This window comes from Photobacterium minamisatsumaniensis (assembly GCF_050336695.1).
GTDB lineage: Bacteria > Pseudomonadota > Gammaproteobacteria > Enterobacterales > Vibrionaceae > Photobacterium > Photobacterium minamisatsumaniensis.
Genome location: NZ_JAKJSI010000012.1, coordinates 133,576 through 154,688, shown reverse-complemented (window position 1 = coordinate 154,688; position 21,113 = coordinate 133,576). Strand labels below are relative to the sequence as shown.

The following is a 21,113-nucleotide window of genomic DNA, read 5'->3' as shown; positions in this document are numbered from 1 at the left end:
TCGCCTAAATTGCAAGAGTATGATTAAGCTGAATATCAGTTAGATAGGGGAGAGGCGACATGATTTTTTTTGATCTTGATAATACGTTGCTTGATCATGATGGTGCTGAGCAAGATGCAATTCGCACTTTTATTGCACGATATCCTCATGATCTTATTGATGGCTGTCTGCAATCACCTGAAACGGTTTGGCGTGACATTACCGATCGGCAACGTGTTCGCTGGCGAGCTGGTGAATTGAATTTTGAAGGTTTGCGCCGAGCACGGATCAGTGAGCTATTCAAAAAGCCCTTAAGTAATGAGCAGGCAGATAATTTAATTGGTGAGTATTACCAAATTTATCGTCAACACTGGCGGCTATTTCCTGATGTATTGCCTGCGTTAACACAACTTCAAACGATTTCACCACTGGCCGTTATCACCAATGGCTTCACTTTTCAGCAGGAAGCGAAGCTTCAAGATACCAATATCAGTGAGTTTTTCCGCTTTGTTGTAACCTCGGAGCAGGTTGGTGTGGCAAAACCAGATGCGCATATATTCCAACAGGCAGTCAGGTTAGCAAAGGAAAATGCCCATGAGTGTTGGTTTATTGGCAACCATCCAATGAACGATGCGGAAGCGGCAAAGCAAGTTGGCTTAAAAGCGGTATGGTTGAATCGCCACCGGTATGAGACGAAGGTGACAACACGCGTCGTCAGAACGTTAGGTGGTTTTGTTGATCTTGTGAAAACACATTACTAACTATTTATAACCATTCAATGTATTGCATGTATAGATCAAAGTATTGATCGGAACTATAACTAAAATATGTGTCTAAACAATTAGTGAGGAGTATGTGTAACACATAAATCTTTGAGTCATATTGTATTGTACTACTGAATATAGCCACATAGGAGATGTGCTTATATTTTTTAGATTTATCCTATCTGCTTTCATGGAAGAGACTAAAATGGACAACCAACGGAATGGTTTAGCCAACGCAGGTAAAGGGTTGGCAGTGCTCGTGATGATTTGTTTACTTCGGTATGCGGATACGTTCGCAACAGTCATGAGCTTTAAGCAAGTCGGTATTGTGCCAAGCATTATTGCTATTTTGGTATTGTTATCAGGCATTCTTGCTTCCGTCGGCCTCGCCCGAGGACGTCGCTGGGGATTTATCCCGTTATATTTCTTTATTCCTGCCGTAACGATGTTTTTCGGTTACAGCATGATCCCCTATCTGCCTTCGCTTGTAAGCTCAGATCTTCGGCCGTTTTCGGTCGTCATTTTAAATAGCTCTGTGCTTATTTTTGCTGTCGTGGTCCTGCTAAAAATGATGGACACCGATGTTGTATTACCAATTGAAAAACACTGAACCTCAAACGTTCCATTTGGTATACTGTAATCAATATTAATCAGGCAGTTGGCGTCGATGATGTCGTCTCTTATCGAAATACACGCCAGTGACCTCTGCTCAGCAAAGGATGATGAAGATGAAAAAAATTGAAGCCATTATTAAGCCATTTAAGCTTGATGATGTTCGCGAAGCCCTCGCCGATGTCGGGATCACTGGTATGACCGTTTCTGAGGTTAAAGGCTTTGGGCGTCAAAAAGGGCATACGGAATTGTACCGTGGTGCTGAGTACATGGTCGATTTTTTGCCAAAAGTAAAACTTGAAATTGTGGTGTCTGATGAAGTTGCAGAGCAATGTATCGACACGATCATCGAAACCGCCCAAACAGGCAAAATTGGTGATGGCAAAATTTTCATGTTTGATGTCGAGCGTGTGGTGCGGATCAGGACGGGTGAGGAAGACGAGGACGCGATCTAAAGTCCTCTCTGTCGTCGCTGTTTCATCCTCTGGCGGTATCGGAAGTGCTCATTTATGCCTTATAAACTCCGCGCTTCCTCTTTGCCAGAGAATGAAACAGTTTAGCCAGAGTTGACTTGCTAGGTGTGAACTAAGTGCTTCCTCTGCGTTCTTGAGCGAAATTCCTTCACCCTCATACAAATTACCTTCTTCTGCTTGCCTGAGATCAGAAATGATTGGGCGTACGCAATACATGAAAAAAGGCTTGCCAAATTGGCAAGCCTTTTTTGTTTTGTCTGTCGCAAAATTAACTTAGGTACTCGTTTGCGGCTTTAGCTCGCTGCTGTAGCGGCCAGGCTTATGGTTCATCGCCAGGACTAAATTCAACATGAAGGCACCGATGATTGAGAAGAGTAAAACCATCGGGTTTACCAAGAAGAATGATGCAACCAGAATACTGATATCAATCCCCATTTGAAGCTTTCCTGCCGACCAGCCAAATTTTTCCTGTAAAAACAGTACCAAGACATTGAAACCGCCAAGGCTGGTTTTGTGGCGGAATAGGATCAGCATGCCTAGACCCATTAATAACCCACCGATAATCGCGCAGTAGAGCGGTTCAAGACGGCTGATTTCAAGTACGTGATGTAAGTTATCTGTAATGAGTGAAACCATTCCGCCTGAGATAATGCTGGTAACCGCAAAGCTTTTGCCCATGCGAAACCATGCCATGAGGTAGAAAGGTGTGTTCATCAGAAAATATAACTGACCAAATGAAAGATCAATAAACTGGCTAGCAAGCAAGGCTAAACCTGTTGTTCCACCGGTTAATAAATCAGCCTGCTGCAAAAAGAAAACACCCTGAGAAACGATGAAAGTACCCGTAAGGATGGCAATGATATTTTCTTTTAATGAATGATGGTAACCGCTCAAAACAACGCTCCTTTATAGTTAAGGGCGCCATGATAAAGCGCAATGACTAAAAGCGGAATATTATGAGAAAAAGAGTCTTTCGTTAGGTGTACATAATTTGAGACGAGAATGTAAAAAAATATATTCGCTATTTTCTTGTAAAAAATGAAACGCAAATATGTCAGTTGTTGAGTGTTGGTTCACCAAGATGAAAACAATTCATACCATCATTGAAATAAATAATAATAAAAAGTTACTTTAGGGCTACCTGATTTAGATCAAATTCTGTAAAATGCAGCCTTATATACAAGCATGACGAAAACGTTTGCGTCCACGTGGCGCCTAGCTTTGCTAATTTTTGTTGTTTGCCCGAAATGTATGTTTATAACCGATTTGTCTCAAGTGTGAAAAATTGAATTTTTGAGCAGAAAGGTACGAATATAATCTGAGTCAGGAGATACAGATGCTAAAGCGCGAGATGAACATTGCCAATTATGATGCTGAACTGTTTGCAGCTATTCAGGAAGAAACTGCGCGTCAGGAAGAGCACATTGAATTAATTGCCTCTGAAAACTACACCAGCCCACGAGTAATGGAAGCACAAGGCTCTCAGCTAACGAACAAATATGCTGAAGGTTATCCAGGCAAGCGCTACTACGGTGGCTGTGAGTTTGTCGATAAAGCAGAACAGCTGGCGATCGATCGTGCATGTGAGCTATTTGGTGCAGAATACGCGAACGTACAGCCGCACTCAGGTTCTCAGGCAAATAATGCAGTTTACATGGCACTGCTAAATGCTGGTGATACTGTTTTGGGTATGAGCCTAGCACACGGTGGTCACTTGACTCACGGTTCTCCTGTGAACTTCTCGGGTAAACTTTACAACATCATTCCTTACGGTATTGATGAAGCTGGTCAAATTGACTACGAAGAGATGGAAGCATTGGCACTCGAGCACAAACCGAAGATGATCATCGGTGGCTTCTCTGCATATTCACAAGTGTGTGATTGGGCGCGTATGCGCGAAATCGCAGATAAAGTCGGTGCGTACTTCTTCGTTGATATGGCACACGTTGCTGGCCTTATCGCAGCTGGTGTCTACCCGAACCCTGTTCCACACGCACACGTTGTGACCACGACTACGCATAAAACACTAGCAGGTCCACGTGGCGGTCTAATTCTGTCTTGTGAAGGTGAAGATCTTTATAAGAAGCTGAACTCAGCTGTTTTCCCTGGTGGCCAAGGTGGTCCGCTAATGCACGTAATTGCTGCTAAAGCGGTTGCTTTCAAAGAAGCGATGGAGCCAGAGTTCAAAGAGTATCAGGCTCGCGTTGTTGAAAACGCCAAAGTGATGGTGGGTGAATTCCTTGAGCGCGGTTACAAGATTGTATCTGGCAGCACTGAAAACCACTTGTTCCTTGTTGACCTTATCGATAAAGGTATCACTGGTAAAGAAGCAGATGCTGCACTTGGTGCTGCGAACATTACGGTAAACAAAAACAGTGTACCGAATGACCCGCGTAGCCCGTTTGTAACATCGGGTATCCGAGTTGGTACTCCTGCCATTACTCGCCGTGGCTTTACCGCAGATGATGCTAAGCAGCTTGCTGGCTGGATGTGTGACGTGTTAGACAACACGGACAAGCCAGAAGTACTTGAAGCAACAAAAGCGAAGGTACTTGAGATCTGTAAGCGCCTGCCAGTTTACGCTTAATCACAAGGTGATTATTGCTTAAACAGTAATGAAAACTTGAAATCTCTTGGGCCCGCATTCATGCGGGCCTTTTTAATATCTATAGAACAATATCCATTTCACTTCTAAATTTTATTAAACCCAGAGAAAAACCGCCTAAAGCTCTCTATAACGTAATGAAATGAGTTACACTGGGATGACGAAAATTAGGAGGCAAGATGCATTGTCCTTTTTGTGGTGCAAATGACACCAAGGTAATTGATTCCCGCTTGGTGGCTGATGGTCATCAAGTTCGTCGCCGACGTCAATGCTTGGCGTGTAGCGAGCGTTATACTACGTTTGAAACAGCCGAACTGGTTATGCCAAGAGTGATAAAAACCAATGGCAACCGTGACCCGTTTAATGAAGAAAAACTGCGTGGCGGTATTCAACGTGCACTGGAAAAACGACCAGTGAGCGCCGATGATATTGAACGTGCCATCAATACTATTAAGTCACGTCTGCGAGCAACCGGTGAACGTGAAGTACCATCTGATATGATTGGTAATCTAGTGATGGAGGCGTTGAAAGAGCTGGATAAAGTGGCTTATATCCGCTTTGCTTCTGTCTATCGCAGTTTTGAAGATATTCGTGAGTTTGGCGAAGAAATTGCCAAATTAGAAAAATAAATTGCTACCGGAGTTACGGCTCCGGTTAGCCTTAGATATATCGAAGTCAGATGTTCTCACCTATTGACCACGCTATGATGCGCCGAGCCATTGAACTGGCAAAACGCGGTCTATTTACGACGGCACCGAACCCGAATGTTGGCTGTGTAATTGTTCACGAAGAAGAAATCGTGGGTGAAGGCTATCATTATCAGGCCGGGCAACCTCATGCAGAAGTGTTTGCATTAAGAGCTGCTGGAGAGAGAGCTCGGGGTGCAACCGCATATGTCACCCTTGAGCCTTGTTCGCATTTTGGCCGAACGCCGCCGTGTGCCAAAGCTTTGGTTGAAGCTGGTGTTGGCCGCGTGGTATGTGCCATGGTTGATCCGAATCCGAAAGTCGCTGGCCGTGGCATTGAAATGTTACAGGTAGCAGGCATTGAAGTACAAACTGGCCTGTTAGAGCTAGATGCAAAAGCGCTGAATCCGGGGTTTATCAAGCGAATGAAAACCGGTAAGCCGTTTGTGCAGCTGAAATTAGCCGCTAGCCTTGATGGTAGGACAGCCTTAGCCAATGGTGAAAGCAAGTGGATCACCGGCCCGGCAGCACGGGCTGATGTTCAGCGCTACCGCGCTAAAGCGGGGGCAATATTGTCAACCAGCGCAACTGTACTGGCTGACGATCCATCGTTGAATATTCGTTGGAAAGAGCTGGGTGATGAGACCCATCGGCACTATCCAGAGGCAAATCTACGCCAGCCTAGACGTGTTGTTATTGATAGCCAGAACCGAGTAACACCGAACCATCATTTAATTGGTTTACCGGGTGAGATCATGCTTGTTCGTCATCAGGCTGACAGTGTACCTTGGCCTGCAAATGTTGAACAATTAGTGATGACCACTCCAGACAATACTCAGGGTGGTATTGATCTTGACGCACTCATGGTCGAGCTCGCTGCTCATGACATTAATCATATCTGGGTGGAAGCGGGTGCCAAATTGGCTGGTGGCCTATTAGCGGCAGGTTTGGTTGATGAGTTAATTTTATATCAAGCCCCTAAGTTGATGGGGGGTGATAGCCGAGGTTTAGTTGAGCTTAAGGGATTGTTAGCAATGTCTGATGTTCCTGAACTGACAATTACTGATGTGCGTATGGTTGGACCCGACATTCGGATCACAGCCCGACTCAATGACATATAAGAAAGAAAGGTTTCCATGTTTACTGGCATTATCGAAGCTGTAGGAACGATTACAGCCCTAACCCCAAAAGGGAAAGATATTTCTGTAACGGTTGATTCAGCCACGTTGGATTTATCCGATGTAAAATTGGGCGATAGCATTGCAACCAATGGCGTGTGTCTGACTGTTGTCGAGCTGACAGGCTCGGGTTATGTGGCCGATCTATCTCTGGAAACATTGAAGCGCACTGCGTTTGCAAGTTATCGCGCAGGGCAGAAAGCCAATTTAGAGAAAGCGATGCTGCCGACCACACGCTTTGGCGGTCACATGGTGTCAGGCCATATTGATGATGTTGCTGAAATTATCGAGCGCAATCATACTGGCCGTGCGATTGAGTTTTGGGTCAAAGCACCGGCTCACTTGGCTAAATACGTGTCTGAAAAAGGCTCGGTATCCATTGATGGCATTAGCCTGACGGTGAACGCTATTCGTGGCGATGAATTCAAGTTAACTATCGTACCGCATACCGCGGCAGAAACGACCATGGAATCATTCAAGGTTGGCCATAAGGTCAATTTTGAAGTGGATGTGATTGCTCGTTACCTTGAGCGTTTAATGCTCGGTGACAAGGCGGCAGAACAAAAATCAGAAGTCACTATGGGTCTGCTGGCGAAAAGCGGATTCCTTGGTTACTAGAGCTGGATACAAGGTTAAATAAAGGTATTGTTATGGCATTAAGCAGTGCAAAGGACATCATTGAAGATATCCGTCTGGGTAAGATGGTGATCCTTATGGACGATGAAGATCGTGAGAATGAAGGCGATTTAATTATCGCAGCCGACAAGATCACCCCTGATGCCATTAACTTTATGGCGAAGTTTGGTCGTGGCCTTATTTGTTTAACATTGACCCAAGCTCGCTGTAAGCAGTTGAACCTACCATTAATGGTTCAGGATAACACCGAGCAGTTCAGCACCAACTTTACGGTTTCAATTGAAGCGGCAGAAGGTGTTACAACCGGAATATCTGCGGCTGATCGCTCGCGTACTGTTCAAGCGGCTGTTGCTGCTGATGCTTCGGCTTCCGATATTGTCATGCCCGGTCATATCTTTCCGTTGATGGCACAAGAAGGTGGTGTACTTGCGCGCGCGGGTCATACCGAAGCCGGTTGTGACATTGCTCGTTTAGCAGGCCATGAGCCTTCAAGTGTCATTGTTGAAATTCTCAATGAAGATGGCACGATGGCACGCCGTCCAGATCTTGAAGTCTTTGCGGAGCAACATGATTTAAAACTCGGTACGATTGCTGATCTTATTGAGTACCGAAATAACAACGAAACTACCATTGAGCGTGTAGCTCAATGTACACTACCGACAGAGTTTGGTGACTTTGAGATGATCACTTACCGTGACACTATCGATAACCAAGTTCATTATGCCTTACAGAAAGGTGAGGTAGTTGCGGGTGAGCCGACTCTGGTACGTGTACACCTGCAAGATACATTTAAAGATATTCTTCACTCAGGTGCATCTCAGTGGACCCTGCCCACAGCAATGAAACGCATTGCTGATGAAGGTGGTGTACTGGTTGTATTGAGTAAGCAAGAATGCCCAGCATCAATGCTCACCAAAGTGAAACAGATGGCAGCACAATCAGAGGGGCTGCCGAAGGTGAAACTGAACCCGAAAGATCAGTCTCGTCAGGTCGGTGTTGGCTCGCAAATTCTATCTGATTTAGGCATTTCAAAAATGCGTTTACTCTCGTCAAGCACGCAGCGTTACCATTCGTTGTCTGGTTTTGGCTTAGAAGCTGTTGAGTACATCTGCGAATAATTATGTAGGCGGGATGCCGCCTATTTATCATTTACTCATTATTAATTTATGAGAGATCGTGACAGTGAAGGTCTATTACATATGCCAATTGGTATAACCTATAAAGTGTGGTAGACTCCCGCGGTTTCTCATACCGGAAAAGACATAGTCACAGGAAGGCCCATGAAGGTAATTGAAGGCGCCATCGCGGCACCAAACGCAAAAGTTGCTATCGTAATTGCACGCTTCAACAGCTTTATCAACGAAAGCCTGCTTTCAGGCGCGCTAGACGCTCTGAAACGTCAGGGTCAAGTAAGCGAAGACAACATCACTGTTGTTCGTTGCCCAGGTGCATACGAGCTTCCGCTTGTTGCTCAACAAGTTGCTAAAAGCGATCGTTATGACGCTATCGTTGCGCTTGGCTCTGTGATCCGTGGCGGTACGCCGCATTTTGATTATGTTGCCGGTGAGTGTAATAAAGGTCTGGCGCAAATCGCTCTTGAGTTCAATACTCCAGTAGCATTTGGTGTTCTGACTGTAGATTCTATCGAACAAGCCATTGAGCGTGCCGGTACCAAGGCTGGTAATAAAGGGGCAGAGGCTGCACTAAGCGCGCTTGAAATGGTTAATGTCCTGTCCCAAATTGAATCCTAATGGGGGTTAATGTGAAACCAGCCGCACGTCGTAATGCACGTCAGTTTGCTGTACAAGCAATTTATTCTTGGCAAATCACGAAAGACAATGTTGCTAATATTGAGCTACATTTTCTTTCTGACGATAAATTTGAAGAAGAAGAGCATCAGGCCGATGCGCCGACGCTTGCAGCACCGCATACAGACGTTGCTTACTTCCGCGACCTTCTAACTGGTGTTGTATTGAACCATCAGGAATTGGATAGCAAAATGCGTCCATACCTATCGCGTCCTCTACAAGATCTTGATCAGATGGAACTTGCGCTTCTTCGTCTTGCTATGTACGAGATGGTTAAGCGTGACGATGTACCATACAAAGTTGTGATCAACGAAGCTATCGAATTGGCGAAAGCCTTTGGTGCTGAAGATAGTCACAAGTTTATCAATGGTGTATTGGATAAAGCAGCACCATCACTTCGTAAGAAGTAATTAAATATGATTTTAAAAGGCCAGCATCGCTGGCCTTTTTTCTGTCTGGATAAAATAAGCAACGATTATGGCTCGTAATGAATTTGATATAATTGCTCAATACTTTGAACGACAGGCTGTGAATCGCAAAGATGTGCCATTAGCGATTGGCGACGATTGTGCGCTGCTAGAGCTACCAATGGGCAGCCAGTTAGCAGTCAGTACTGATTCATTAGTGGCTGGTACGCACTTTTTGCATGATGCCGACCCCGCACGCGTTGCCCATAAAGCATTAGCTTCAAATTTGAGTGATTTGGCTGCAATGGGGGCGACGCCTGCATGGGTATCGATGGCACTGACCATGCCAGAACCTGATGAGCAGTGGCTAGCACAGTTTTGCCAAGGTTTTTTTGCCTTAGCGGAATATTATAATGTACAGCTGGTTGGTGGTGATACCACTAAAGGCCCGCTGAGCATTACACTAACCGTTCATGGCTTTGTGCCTAAAGGCGAAGCGTTAACACGCAGTGGTGCAAGCTCTGGTGACTGGGTATTTGTTACTGGCAACCTGGGCGATAGTGCTGCTGGCTTGGCCGTATTGCTTGGCCAGGTTTCATTGGCAGATCAAGCGTTGGCTGATACCTTGGTTGAGCGCCATTTTATGGCTCAGCCTCGCATTCTTGCAGGTCAGGCATTACGAAGGATTGCCTCGGCAGCATTGGATATTTCTGATGGCTTAGTTTCTGATCTTGGACACATTTTGAAACGTTCTGGGCTTGCAGCGGTGATTGAAGTTGATAAATTACCTGTATCGTCAGAGCTTGAACAATTCGAACCTCAACGCGATAAAGCACTGCAACTTGCGTTAACGAGTGGCGAAGAGTACGAACTATGCTTTACCGTGCCCGAGCAGAATAGAGGCGCAGTAGAGACAGCTTTAGCACATAGTGGTGTAACAGCGACCTGTGTCGGGCAATTACGTCCCGGTAGTGGGATCACGTTAATTCGAGATGCAAAGCCACTTCATTGGCAACTTCATGGTTATGATCATTTTGCGGAGTAAGTAGTGGGAAACCCTAAAGACTATATTAACCTTAAAAACCCATGGCACTTTTTGGCGACAGGGTTTGGTAGTGGCTTATCACCTATCATTCCTGGCACTATGGGTACGGTTGCGGCCATCCCATTATACCTATTAATGGTACAGCTACCGTTTGCTGTGTATCTGGCGATCACATTGGTGGCAGCTGTGATAGGCGTGACTATTTGTCAGAAAACCTCAGACGATATGGGCGTGCATGATCACGGCAGTATTGTGTGGGATGAATTTGTGGGTTTTTGGATCACCATGGCGATTGCCCCTGTTGTGAGTTGGGAGTGGGTACTCGCGGGCTTCGTTCTATTTCGTTTTTTCGATATGGTGAAACCGTGGCCGATCAGCTGGCTTGATAAGCATGTACACGGTGGCTTCGGTATTATGATCGATGACATACTCGCGGGTTTTATGGCAATGATCGCTCTTTGGGGGGTTGGCTACTGGTTCGGTTGGTAATTTGTTCTAACCCTGCAGTGAGCAAGACAAAAAAAACCGCGCCTTAGCGCGGTTTTTTATTGGGCAATGAATAATGAATTAGTCGGCAAGGTAGGCACGAATTTGTTTTTCAATTCCCGCACCATCAATGTCAAGTGCAGCATGAAGCTCAGCTTGTGTACCTTGCTCAATGAAGCGATCTGGCAAGCCAATGTTAAGTACTGGCTTGAGTGTTTTGCTTTTCATCAAGAATTCATTTACGCCGCTACCAGCACCGCCAGCGATGGCATTTTCTTCAACCGTAACCAGTACATCATGGCTTGCAGCCAGTTCTCGGATTAACGCCTCATCCAGTGGTTTTACGAAACGCATATCCGCCACGGTTGCATTAAGGCCTTCAGCCGCTTCTAGGGCGTAGCTCAATGTCGTACCAAAGTTGAGGATAGCAACTTTTTCACCTTCACGGCGAACAATGCCTTTTCCTAGCGGTAATGCTGCCATTTCGTAGTCAGGGGTTATTCCTGTACCACTGCCCCTTGGGTAGCGAACGGCACTTGGCCCTTGATGCTGGTGGCCAGTGTAGAACATCTGGCGGCATTCATTTTCATCACTTGGTGTCATGATCACCATATTGGGGATGCAGCGCATGAAGCTAAGATCAAAGGCACCTTGGTGTGTTTGGCCATCTGCACCCACCAAACCACCACGGTCAATGGCAAACATCACGGGTAAATCCATGATTGCGATATCATGAATAAGTTGATCGTAACCACGCTGTAAGAACGTCGAGTAGATAGCAACGACAGGGTGGTAGCCGCCAATCGCCATGCCTGTTGCTAGCGTAACGGCATGCTGCTCTGCAATCGCCACATCAAAGTACTTATCAGGGTGAACTTTAGAAAACTTCACCATGCCAGAACCTTCACGCATCGCAGGGGTAATCGCCATTAGCTTGTTATCTTGCTCTGCCATATCACACAGCCAGTCACCGAATACATTAGAAAATGTTGGTAGGCTCTTGGCTTTAGGGATTGGGTTCTGAGTCAGATCGAATTTTGGTACTGCGTGGTAGTTAATTGGATCTGCTTCGGCAGGGGCATAACCCTTACCTTTTTTGGTCATAATATGCAGGAACTGCGGCCCTTTCAGGTTACGCATGTTTTTCAATGTTTTTACGAGCTCTTCAACGTCATGGCCATCAACAGGGCCAATGTAGTTAAAACCAAGCTCTTCGAACATCGTGCCAGGTACCACCATACCTTTAATATGCTCTTCAGCGCGCTTGACCAATTCTTTGATTGGTGGGGCACCAGCGAGTACTTTCTTGCCACCCTCACGGATCGTCGTATAAAGATTGCCAGAAAGTAGACGTGCTAGGTGGTTATTCAATGCGCCAACGTTTTCTGAAATTGACATTTCATTGTCGTTCAGAATAACCAGCATGTCGGAGTGAACGTCACCAGCATGGTTCATTGCTTCAAAAGCCATACCTGCGGTGATCGCACCATCACCAATAACACTAACCACTTTACGGCCTAGACCTTCTTTCTCTGCGGCAATCGCCATACCTAAACCAGCACTGATTGAGGTTGAAGAGTGGCCAACAGAAAGAACGTCATATTCGCTTTCTTCTCGCCACGGGAAGGGGTGTACCCCACCTTTTTGGCGAATGGTCGACATTTTATCACGTCGACCCGTTAAAATTTTATGTGGGTATGCTTGATGGCCAACATCCCAGATCAAGTGATCAAACGGGGTATTGTATACATGGTGTAGGGCAACTGTTAGCTCAACAGCACCAAGGCCTGAAGCAAAGTGCCCACTACTTTGACTGACTGAATTCAGCAAGTAGGTACGTAGTTCATCGCAGACAGCGGATAGGCTATCTACGGGTAGTAATCGTAATTCATCTGGCGTGTTGGCTAGGGCCAGATGAGGGTATTTTGATATATCCAATGTCATAACATTCACGGCGCTTTTACTGTTTTTAGTTATTGCGCTCGATGACGTATCGGGCAAAAACTTCTAATTGGTCTGTATTGTAGGGTATTGCTTCTAGCGCGTGTAGCGCTTCTTGATATAAATTTTGTGCTTTTGCTTTTGCGCCATCCAACCCGAGTAGTGCTGGATAGGTGCTTTTTTCTAGCTTAATATCAGAGCCCTGTGGTTTTCCAAGCGTCTCTGTATCACTTATAACATCTAGGATATCGTCTTGAACTTGAAAGGCCAATCCAATTGCATCGGCATATTGATTTAATTGCGGTAAAACAGCGATGCCTTTGTGACCTGCAGCAAGTGCTCCAAGGCTAATTGCACAGCGGATGAGCGCGCCTGTTTTGTGCTTATGGATCGTCTCCAGTTGCTCCAAGCAGACTTGCTTGCCTTCTGCTGCAATATCAAGCGATTGGCCTACACACATGCCGTTTGCGCCAGACGCTTGTGCCAGTTCTTTTATCATGGCAACTCGCTGTGACTCTCCATCTTTGCTAAGAGAACCAGAGGCTAATATATCAAAGGCGAGTGTTTGCAAGGCATCCCCTGCTAGAATAGCCGTCGCTTCATCAAATGCAATATGGCATGTTGGCTGGCCTCGACGCAAGTCGTCGTTATCCATCGCGGGTAGATCGTCATGGATCAGTGAATAGGCGTGAATACATTCAACGGCCGCTGCAGGGGTATCTAAGTTGTCGAGATCAACCCCAAGCATTTCACCTGTAATATAAGTCAAAAAGGGTCTAGCGCGCTTACCACCAAGTAATGCGCCATGTTTCATCGCCTTGATGAGAGGCTGACCTGCAAAGGGTTGCTGATCAATCCATAGACTTAGCTGCTCATTATTACGCTGTTGATAATATTGCAGCGATTGTGACAGTGAAGGTGTGTTATTCATTGCTTGCATCAAATTCTGTCAGGGGAGCTTGGTCGTCTGCTTGAAGTAATATTTCTACTCGCTGCTCTGCTTGGGTTAGCTTTTGTTGACTGCTGCGGGCAAGAGCGATACCTCGTTCAAACTTTTTCAGTGCATCTTCTAATGCAATATCACCAGATTCCAGCTCGTTAACAATGCTGTCAAGCTCTTCTAGTGCCGCTTCAAAGGCCATATTTTCTGGTTTTTTGGCTGCCATAACTATACCGCTCCTTTTTAAGTGCAGGAAAAATAACGCAGAGCGTAATCTGGGTCAAATTATCGCACAGTAATCTGTGTCACAGACAGTAATTTTAATCTTTTGAATCAAGAAAGCTAAATCAAAATTCATTGGTGCCGATATAGAAGCAATTAGATAGAATGAACAGCTGGAAAATCATTCGCAATCTGTAGCAAATTGGAGACTATCAAGTGGATTTGGCAACCCTCATAGGATTAATCGGGGCTTTTGTCTTTGTTATCATGGCCATGGTGCTAGGTGGCAGCATCAGCATGTTTATCGATACTCAGTCGATCCTGATTGTATGCTGTGGCTCTTTATTTGTCGCATTAATGCAATACAGCATCGGCCAGTTCTTTGGTGCAACGAAAATCGCAGCCAAAGCCTTTATGTTCAAGACCGATAACCCTGAAGATTTAATCGCCAAAATCGTTGAAATGGCAGATGCCGCACGTAAAGGTGGTTTTCTGGCGCTGGAAGAAATGGAAGTTGAAAACTCCTTTCTTCGCAAAGGTGTCGACTTATTGGTTGATGGGCATGATGCAGACGTTGTCCGTTCAACATTACAAAAAGATATTGCATTAACCAATGAACGACACGAACTAGGTATTAGTATTTTCAGTGCGTTAGGCGGTGTTGCACCGGCTATGGGGATGATCGGTACCCTGATTGGTTTGGTTGCGATGCTTTCGAACATGGATGACCCTAAATCGATTGGCCCGGCCATGGCAGTAGCACTATTAACCACCTTGTATGGCGCCATTTTGGCAAACATGGTGATGTTACCTATCGCGGCGAAATTGGGTTTACGTAAAGATGAAGAAAAATTAAACCGTCGCTTGATCCTCGATGGGGTGTTAGCGATTCAAGATGGTCAAAACCCAAGAGTGATTGATGGCTATTTGAAAAACTACCTCAATGAGAAAAAGCGTTCCTTCAACGGTGATGAATAATGAACTCAGACATGGATGAAGAGCATAAGTGTCCCCCCCCGGGGTTGCCACAATGGATGGGAACATTTGCAGATCTATCTACCTTGCTGATGTGCTTTTTTGTTTTGCTTTTATCTTTTTCAGAGATGGATGTACTCAAATTCAAGCAAATTGCAGGTTCCATGAAATTTGCTTTCGGTGTGCAAAATATGCTGGAAGTAAAAGATATACCCAAAGGTACCAGTGTCATTGCACAAGAGTTTCGCCCAGGACGACCAGAGCCAACGCCGATTGATGTGATCATGCAGCAAACGATTGATATGACTCAGCGTACATTGGATTTTCATGAGGGTGATTCAGCACGTGCTGGTGGAACAAAGCGGGAAGTCGGTAAACTGACTGGCGGACAAAGTGCTGATATTGCGACTCAGCAAAATCAAAATAATGAACAGGAAATGTCTGAGGAGCAGCAACAATTACTGGAAGTACTCAAGAAGGCTTTGGATCGCGAGGTTGAAGAAGGTGCCATTGAGGTCGAAAACTTAGGCCAGCAAGTGGTGATCCGTATTAAAGAGAAAGGTGCATTTCCGGAAGGTTCTGCATTTCTACAGCCCAAATTCCGTCCCCTTGTTCGCCAGATCGCTGATTTGGTGAAAGATGTACCGGGTGTCGTTCGAGTAACAGGTCATACGGATAACCAAAAGTTGGATTCTGAACTGTATCGTTCAAATTGGGATCTATCCGCGCAGCGAGCGGTGTCGGTTGCACAAGAAATGGAGCAGGTTGAAGGGTTTAACCATAAGCGATTGCGTGTTGTCGGTTTAGCCGATACGGCACCGTTGAATAAAAACCGTACACCTGATGAGCGTAAAGCTAATCGGCGGGTTGAGATCTCTATCATGCAGGGTGAACCTCACTTTTCAGAAGAGTTATCGAGTAATCCATCAGCATAATTGTTGGGGGAAACTGACTTTAGGCAGTGGTCATTTTGTGGCTGCTGCTTTTTTATGCCTACACTATAGTTAATTGCAGTGGGTTATTCGTCTGTTAACCTTCTATATCCTTGTTTCAGCAACAGCCTGCTTGCTGTATAATCCGCGCCTCTGATCCTTTTGGTTTTGTTTGGCCCTGTGTAGCGAAGCGTGTTTATGAAATTTATTGTAAAACCCCATCCAGAGATTTTTGTAAAGAGTGAATCTATTCGTAAACGCTTTACAAAAATTCTAGACAGTAATATTCGCATTATTCTTCAGCGTTTGACTGATTCTGCATCAATCGTCAACCGTCGTACTTATATCGAAGTCACGGTGAGAGACGAGACTATTCGTGAGCAGGTACTGGCTGTTTTAACGCAAACATCAGGTATCCACCATGTACTTGAAGTTAATCAAACAGACTTCACGGATATGCATGATATCTATGAGAAAACGCTAGAATTAGTGCGTGAAGATATTGAAGGTAAAACCTTCTGTGTTCGTGCCAAGCGTGTAGGTAAGCATGACTTTACCTCTATTGAACTTGAACGTTATGTTGGTGGCGGTTTAAATCAGGCTGTTGAATCAGCTAAAGTGAAACTGAAAAAGCCCGATATAACGGTTAACATCGAAATTGAAAACGGTATTTTGAATCAAGTTTTAGCGCGCCATAAAGGATTAGGCGGCTTCCCTCTAGGTACTCAGGAAGATGTACTAAGCTTGATTTCAGGCGGCTTTGATTCCGGTGTATCTAGTTACCTGCACATTAAGCGCGGTAGTAAAGTACATTACTGTTTCTTTAATCTTGGTGGTCCTGCTCACGAGATTGGTGTGAAACAAGTCTCACATTTCCTGTGGAATAAGTATGGTTCTTCAGCAAAAGTGAAATTTATTTCGGTTGATTTCGAGCCTGTTGTGGCTGAGATTCTCGAGAAAGTCGAAAACGGTCAAATGGGTGTTGTACTGAAGCGCATGTTTATGCGTGCCGCTGGACAAGTTGCAGAGCGCTTTGGCATTCAGGCGTTGGTAACAGGTGAAGCGCTGGGACAGGTATCAAGCCAGACCCTGACTAACCTTCGTATGATCGATAACGTAACAGAGACTTTGATCCTTCGCCCACTGATTAACTGGGATAAAGAAGATATCATTAATGTTGCTCGTGAAATCGGTACGGAAGAATTCGCGAAAACCATGCCTGAGTTCTGTGGCGTGATTTCGAAGAATCCAACCGTCAAGGCCGTGAAAAACAAACTTGAAATAGAAGAAGCCAAGTTTGATTTCACCGTACTTGAGCGAGTGGTGACTGAGGCCCGTGTGATGGATATTCGTGACATTGAAAAAGAAAGTCAGGAACAAGCACCGGAAATTGAGCTCGTTGACCAAATTGATAGCAACGCAATTGTCTTGGATATTCGCAGCCCAGACGAAGAAGATGAAAGCCCGCTTGAGATTAATGATGTAGAAGTGAAACACTTGCCTTTCTACAAGCTGGCGACACAGTTTGGTGACTTACCGCAAGACAAAACGTACTTGTTGTACTGTGATCGCGGTGTTATGAGTCGTCTTCAGGCACTGTACTTGAAAGAAAATGGTTTTGATAACGTGAAGGTATATCGTCCTTAATGGCCATTAAGTTCGAAACCTATCTTAGTTAAAAACTAAGATGTGACAAAATATAAAAAAGCGAGTGCCTTTGGGCACTCGCTTTTTTGTATGCTCAGAAAAATAAGCGCTACTTTCGCGGTAAAACGTCATAGTGCATGTTGGGCCATACCACCATTGGCTCAGCGACGGCCGCGGCAAGCTTTTTACCTGCCAGTTTTACAACGATTTCTAGCGCAAACTCTTGTGAGGTACCAGGCCCTTGGCTGGTTAACAAGTTGCCGTTAGTATCATAGACGACACGCTTGGTACGAAGACGTTCTTGTGGGATTTGCTCCCAAAAGGCTGGGTGTGCCGTCATGATGGCTTGCGGAAACATATTGTGATGTTCAAGTACCACGGCAGGTGCGGCGCAAATTGCGGCGATCAGTTTACCGTCATATTTATGTTGATTAACAAATTCCAACAATAAGGGGCTGTCACGGAAGCACTCAGCACCTTCTAAGCCGCCAGGTAGTACTACGCAGTCAAAAGGGTCATCGGCAATGTTGACTAACGCGGTATCTGCCACCAATTTTATGCCACGTGACCCGTCAACAATAAGTGCACCATCAGAGGCGGCACTTGCTGTGGTGACATCAAACCCTGCACGGATCAAAATATCAATGGTGTTGATGGCTTCCATTTCTTCGGTGCCAGGGGCGATACATACGGCAACCTTAATTGGGGTCGGTGTGTCGTTAGTCATGGTAGTGTTGCTCCAATTGTTTGACCTTTTTCCATAGCTGGTGGTTTTCAGGTACAGCGATACCGTGAGCGTCTGCTCGTGAAATTAAGTAACCAGTAATATAGTCGATTTCAGAGGCCCTTTGCTGGGAAACATCTTGATTCATTGAAGAAAAATTACTGGCTGTTGCTAATATAACCTGTTCAACTTGCTGTTTAAGTTGCTGTCCACAGGAAGGGTAGCCTTCCGCACTCATAACGGAAGCAACTTCGTGGCAGATAGCCGTTAATCGTGACTGGAATTTCGAGTCTGCTAAGTCCCCGTTACGGCACTTATAGATGGCGGTTAATGGGTTAATGGCACAGTTAATTGCTAGCTTCGTCCATAATGGCTGGAATATGTCTTGATGCCATTGGCTTGGTGCCAGTGCGTGATGAAAGATATCTGCACACTCAATACATGCTTTCCCTGTATCGTTTAGGCTACCTAGCCAAGTTGCGCCAATACCAGTGTGCACTAATGTGTTTTGATCTGGACGATAAGCGGCTTGTGATGTTGTGGCATACAAGACAGGGTTGTGAGGAAGAAGCTGGAGGACTGCCTGATGCGTTCCCATACCATTGTGCATGATAATGATGGGTGTAGACGTCCTAACTTGAGAGCGAATAGCCAATAGTGCTTGTTCGACTTGAAATGCTTTAACGGTAACCAACACACAGTCGCTTTCGGTTAGCTGTGCTGGGTTATTCGCTGGAAATTGAAGTTGCTGGCTGTTGCCACTCAATGCGACAAAATTAAAGGCTAATGTGGTGTCGGGCTGCCGGGTCCAAAAATGAACTTGATGGTGTTGGCTTAGCTGGCTCCCCCAGAGTCGGCCCACAGCGCCTGCGCCGACAATCGTGATCCTCATTGTTGCTTGTCCGTGTCAGAATATTGAGTTAGGTCATTATCATAGCACTTGGGAATTCTAAGCCCTAGCGTATGAAGTATTCTGCTTGCTGTTCATCCTTGAACAGCGGGATAGGCATTAATGGGTATTAAAATTTGTAGATCGCTGAGAAGTAATGGCTGATACCGGTCGATTCAAAGTCATTAGTATCTTCAATCAAATACACATCGTTATAAAGTTTAAAGCCATAACCGAGTGAGTAGCGATCGGAGTGCCAATAAAAGCCGTTGAACATCACGCCACCGTGGTTGGCTTGACTGTTGCCTTTAAAGGTACTGTCGGCAGCAAATTGATAGTCAACATAGCCTTGGTAAGCCATAAAGGTACCGTTACTGAAGGTATAAAAGGGTTTGAACCAGTTAGTTGAGATCTGCAGCCCGTTCCAGTCTTTGTTGTTGATGTCATATAAGCCGTAAAGGTTTAGGCCTACTTTGCCAAACCATGGCACCTGAACATCAGACCCTATTCCCCAGAATGAATTATTAACTGGTGGGAAGTCACTTTCTTTGGCATAACCGCCGTCCCAATTAAACAATGTTGCTATATAGAACTCTTGGAAAGGCCCGATAGATAAGTCTTTTTTTGTCATGGCATCAAGCGACATCCGTGGTGAAAACTTCATGAAAATTTTAGGTTGTTCATGTTTATCGCTAGCATCATGGTTGGTTAAGTCGAATACATCAACATAGCCATATAAGTCAAAAATGCCAGAACGGCCACCAAACTCCATTTCCAAGTAATCGTGCCCAGAGCGTGCATCGGGAGAACGCGGTAGCTCTTCAAGGGCGTACATAATATTGAACTGGAACCACTTATAGTCATTTTTATGAATATCGTCAGAATAGTCGACGGCGAAACTGTGGCCAGATAAGGCCAAGGCAGAGCAGATACTAATTGCTGTCAAAGTTTTATGCATGATCACGTCTCGCTAACCATTTGCCATTGCTTGTCTTCTTCTACCTATAATCTACTACATTTATTTTAGGCGTAGTGAAATGCTTCTTTATGAGTAGAAGTCATCACGACGGTAGAGAAGGTGAATTAAGAGGGAGCGAAATATAGCTTCCCCTATAGCTATAAAGGCTAGCGTAATTTCTTAAGGTTGGAGCACGGTCTTAAAGGCTGGGCAAGGTTCTTGCGTATAAAAAATGAGAAGGGGGAAAAAAGTGTGGGAAATGAAGAGTAAAGCGCATTTGTCTCGAAGGTAATTATTATCTTACTTTTGAGAGTCGAGCAGAAACAGGCTAAGTGAAAAACAAAAAAAGCACCCGAAGGTGCTTTTTTACAGCAATAACAACCTAACTTAGAAGTTGTACTTAACTGAGTAGATAACAGCATTATCGTGGCCAGTTTGGCCTAGCTTGTTGTAAGCATAACGGTACTGAACACCTGTTGTTACAGAGTCAGTTACATTCCACCATAGTGCTACTGCACCGTTAGCGGTTAGGTCGTCAGACTCACCGAAACCTTCTAGGTATGCATCATCACGTGCAAATTCAGTTTCATGCCAGTTAGAAACCATGAAGCTCTCACCGAATGCTTTGAAGTTGTACATTGCTACCCAACCAAACATACCGCCATTCATACCAGAGAATGAACCAGTTGCATCAGGACCGAATGTTTTAGTGGTGATTGTGTGGTGGAAACCAACCCATGGGTTGAATGCCCAGTTATCACCGCTGAAGTTGTATGATACACCAGCTACAGTGTTCTGTGCTGTAAAGCTGTTGCTGTTTGTATTGTATAGTTGACCATATGCACGTAGTTCTTTTAGGCCAGTTTTAACTGCCATCGTACCTTTGATAGAAGTACGTGCTTCATCCATACCATTTTCTAGGTTTTCAACATCAGCAAAACCGTATAGTTCACCCCAAGAGAAACCAGCACCACCTTCAAGCTCTAGGTAGCTGAAGTCTTCTTTGCCAGAACGGTTTTCTGTACCGTTTGACCAGTCTAGGTAGTTAACGCTTACGTTACCGAAACCGTATAGGTATTCAGCTTGTGCTGGAACTGCTGCTGCTGCTGCAAGTACGCTTAGTGCTACTAGTGATTTACGCATGGGGGTAAACTCTCGCTAATTATGTTTATAAACCGGACTTTTTTATGGGGTCCGTGTCTTGTT

The 21,113-nt window shown here is 45.1% G+C and carries 23 protein-coding genes; 15 read left to right on the top strand and 8 right to left on the bottom strand.

Going from position 1 to position 21,113, the window contains the following annotated elements:
• Positions 1-59: 59 nt before the first annotated feature.
• The 3 genes from L4D78_RS04525 to glnB all read left to right on the top strand — a co-directional run bounded on the left by L4D78_RS04525 (position 60) and on the right by glnB (position 1,810).
• Positions 60-740: an HAD family hydrolase gene (locus tag L4D78_RS04525; protein ID WP_428465835.1), complete on the top strand. Its 681-nt coding sequence runs from the start codon at positions 60-62 to the stop codon at positions 738-740.
• Positions 741-948: 208 nt separating this feature from the next.
• A complete protein-coding gene (locus tag L4D78_RS04520) occupies positions 949-1,353 on the top strand; it encodes a hypothetical protein (protein ID WP_428455984.1) in 405 nt (134 codons plus the stop codon).
• A gap of 118 nt (positions 1,354-1,471) precedes the next feature.
• Entirely contained in the window at positions 1,472-1,810 is a 339-nt protein-coding gene (glnB, locus tag L4D78_RS04515; protein ID WP_428455985.1) for a nitrogen regulatory protein P-II, read from the top strand.
• A gap of 291 nt (positions 1,811-2,101) precedes the next feature.
• On the opposite strand, the gene L4D78_RS04510 is transcribed toward glnB, so the two are convergent.
• Entirely contained in the window at positions 2,102-2,722 is a 621-nt protein-coding gene (locus L4D78_RS04510) for a YitT family protein (protein WP_428465834.1), read from the bottom strand.
• Positions 2,723-3,164: 442 nt separating this feature from the next.
• Between L4D78_RS04510 and glyA the strand changes: the two genes are divergently transcribed.
• The 9 genes from glyA to pgpA all read left to right on the top strand — a co-directional run bounded on the left by glyA (position 3,165) and on the right by pgpA (position 10,682).
• Positions 3,165-4,415, top strand: a complete 1,251-nt coding sequence (gene glyA, locus L4D78_RS04505; RefSeq protein ID WP_428465833.1) for a serine hydroxymethyltransferase — start codon at positions 3,165-3,167, stop codon at positions 4,413-4,415.
• A 197-nt stretch (positions 4,416-4,612) separates the two neighbouring features.
• On the top strand, positions 4,613-5,062 hold the full coding sequence (gene nrdR / locus L4D78_RS04500) for a transcriptional regulator NrdR (RefSeq protein WP_428455988.1): 450 nt from the start codon (positions 4,613-4,615) through the stop codon (positions 5,060-5,062).
• 50 nt (positions 5,063-5,112) lie between these two features.
• Entirely contained in the window at positions 5,113-6,240 is a 1,128-nt protein-coding gene (gene ribD, locus L4D78_RS04495) for a bifunctional diaminohydroxyphosphoribosylaminopyrimidine deaminase/5-amino-6-(5-phosphoribosylamino)uracil reductase RibD (protein ID WP_428465832.1), read from the top strand.
• A 15-nt stretch (positions 6,241-6,255) separates the two neighbouring features.
• The gene (locus L4D78_RS04490; protein ID WP_428465831.1) at positions 6,256-6,915 is read left to right on the top strand and encodes a riboflavin synthase; all 660 of its coding nucleotides are present in this window, start codon (positions 6,256-6,258) and stop codon (positions 6,913-6,915) included.
• A gap of 32 nt (positions 6,916-6,947) precedes the next feature.
• Entirely contained in the window at positions 6,948-8,051 is a 1,104-nt protein-coding gene (gene ribBA / locus L4D78_RS04485) for a bifunctional 3,4-dihydroxy-2-butanone-4-phosphate synthase/GTP cyclohydrolase II (protein ID WP_428465830.1), read from the top strand.
• 162 nt (positions 8,052-8,213) lie between these two features.
• Positions 8,214-8,684: a 6,7-dimethyl-8-ribityllumazine synthase gene (gene ribH, locus L4D78_RS04480; protein ID WP_428455992.1), complete on the top strand. Its 471-nt coding sequence runs from the start codon at positions 8,214-8,216 to the stop codon at positions 8,682-8,684.
• Entirely contained in the window at positions 8,684-9,151 is a 468-nt protein-coding gene (gene nusB, locus L4D78_RS04475) for a transcription antitermination factor NusB (protein ID WP_428465829.1), read from the top strand. Before ribH ends, nusB begins: the two co-directional genes overlap by 1 nt.
• Before the next feature lie 67 nt (positions 9,152-9,218).
• A complete protein-coding gene (gene thiL, locus L4D78_RS04470) occupies positions 9,219-10,193 on the top strand; it encodes a thiamine-phosphate kinase (RefSeq protein ID WP_428465828.1) in 975 nt (324 codons plus the stop codon).
• A 3-nt stretch (positions 10,194-10,196) separates the two neighbouring features.
• Positions 10,197-10,682, top strand: a complete 486-nt coding sequence (gene pgpA, locus L4D78_RS04465) for a phosphatidylglycerophosphatase A (protein ID WP_428455995.1) — start codon at positions 10,197-10,199, stop codon at positions 10,680-10,682.
• Between the two features lie 78 nt (positions 10,683-10,760).
• Here the strand turns inward: pgpA and dxs are convergent, their stop codons facing one another.
• From dxs to xseB, 3 genes are read right to left on the bottom strand one after another with little or no spacing between them, the layout of a single operon-like run.
• Entirely contained in the window at positions 10,761-12,623 is a 1,863-nt protein-coding gene (dxs, locus tag L4D78_RS04460) for a 1-deoxy-D-xylulose-5-phosphate synthase (RefSeq protein ID WP_428465827.1), read from the bottom strand.
• Positions 12,624-12,648: 25 nt separating this feature from the next.
• Positions 12,649-13,551, bottom strand: a complete 903-nt coding sequence (ispA, locus tag L4D78_RS04455) for a (2E,6E)-farnesyl diphosphate synthase (RefSeq protein WP_428465826.1) — start codon at positions 13,549-13,551, stop codon at positions 12,649-12,651.
• Complete coding sequence (gene xseB / locus L4D78_RS04450; protein WP_428455998.1) at positions 13,544-13,786, bottom strand: exodeoxyribonuclease VII small subunit; 243 nt, start codon at positions 13,784-13,786, stop codon at positions 13,544-13,546. Before xseB ends, ispA begins: the two co-directional genes overlap by 8 nt.
• A 212-nt stretch (positions 13,787-13,998) precedes the next feature.
• Here xseB and pomA point away from each other — a divergent pair, with 212 nt between their 5' ends.
• The 3 genes from pomA to thiI all read left to right on the top strand — a co-directional run bounded on the left by pomA (position 13,999) and on the right by thiI (position 17,336).
• Positions 13,999-14,760, top strand: coding sequence for a flagellar motor protein PomA (pomA, locus tag L4D78_RS04445; RefSeq protein ID WP_428455999.1), 762 nt, complete (start codon positions 13,999-14,001; stop codon positions 14,758-14,760).
• An 11-nt stretch (positions 14,761-14,771) separates the two neighbouring features.
• Positions 14,772-15,692, top strand: a complete 921-nt coding sequence (locus L4D78_RS04440) for a flagellar motor protein MotB (protein WP_428465902.1) — start codon at positions 14,772-14,774, stop codon at positions 15,690-15,692.
• A gap of 195 nt (positions 15,693-15,887) precedes the next feature.
• Positions 15,888-17,336: a tRNA uracil 4-sulfurtransferase ThiI gene (gene thiI / locus L4D78_RS04435; protein WP_428465825.1), complete on the top strand. Its 1,449-nt coding sequence runs from the start codon at positions 15,888-15,890 to the stop codon at positions 17,334-17,336.
• Positions 17,337-17,445: 109 nt separating this feature from the next.
• Here thiI and L4D78_RS04430 read toward each other — a convergent pair whose 3' ends face one another.
• The 4 genes from L4D78_RS04430 to L4D78_RS04415 all read right to left on the bottom strand — a co-directional run bounded on the left by L4D78_RS04430 (position 17,446) and on the right by L4D78_RS04415 (position 21,050).
• Complete coding sequence (locus L4D78_RS04430) at positions 17,446-18,063, bottom strand: DJ-1 family glyoxalase III (protein WP_428465824.1); 618 nt, start codon at positions 18,061-18,063, stop codon at positions 17,446-17,448.
• Positions 18,056-18,952 carry a 2-dehydropantoate 2-reductase gene (gene panE / locus L4D78_RS04425; protein ID WP_428465823.1) on the bottom strand — a complete coding sequence of 299 codons (897 nt, stop codon included), beginning with the start codon at positions 18,950-18,952 and terminating at the stop codon, positions 18,056-18,058. The genes L4D78_RS04430 and panE overlap by 8 nt, the downstream gene beginning before the upstream one ends.
• Before the next feature lie 127 nt (positions 18,953-19,079).
• Positions 19,080-19,907, bottom strand: a complete 828-nt coding sequence (locus tag L4D78_RS04420; RefSeq protein WP_428465822.1) for a nucleoside-specific channel-forming Tsx family protein — start codon at positions 19,905-19,907, stop codon at positions 19,080-19,082.
• A gap of 387 nt (positions 19,908-20,294) precedes the next feature.
• Positions 20,295-21,050, bottom strand: coding sequence for an outer membrane protein OmpK (locus L4D78_RS04415; RefSeq protein WP_428465821.1), 756 nt, complete (start codon positions 21,048-21,050; stop codon positions 20,295-20,297).
• Between the last annotated feature and the right edge of the window lie 63 nt (positions 21,051-21,113).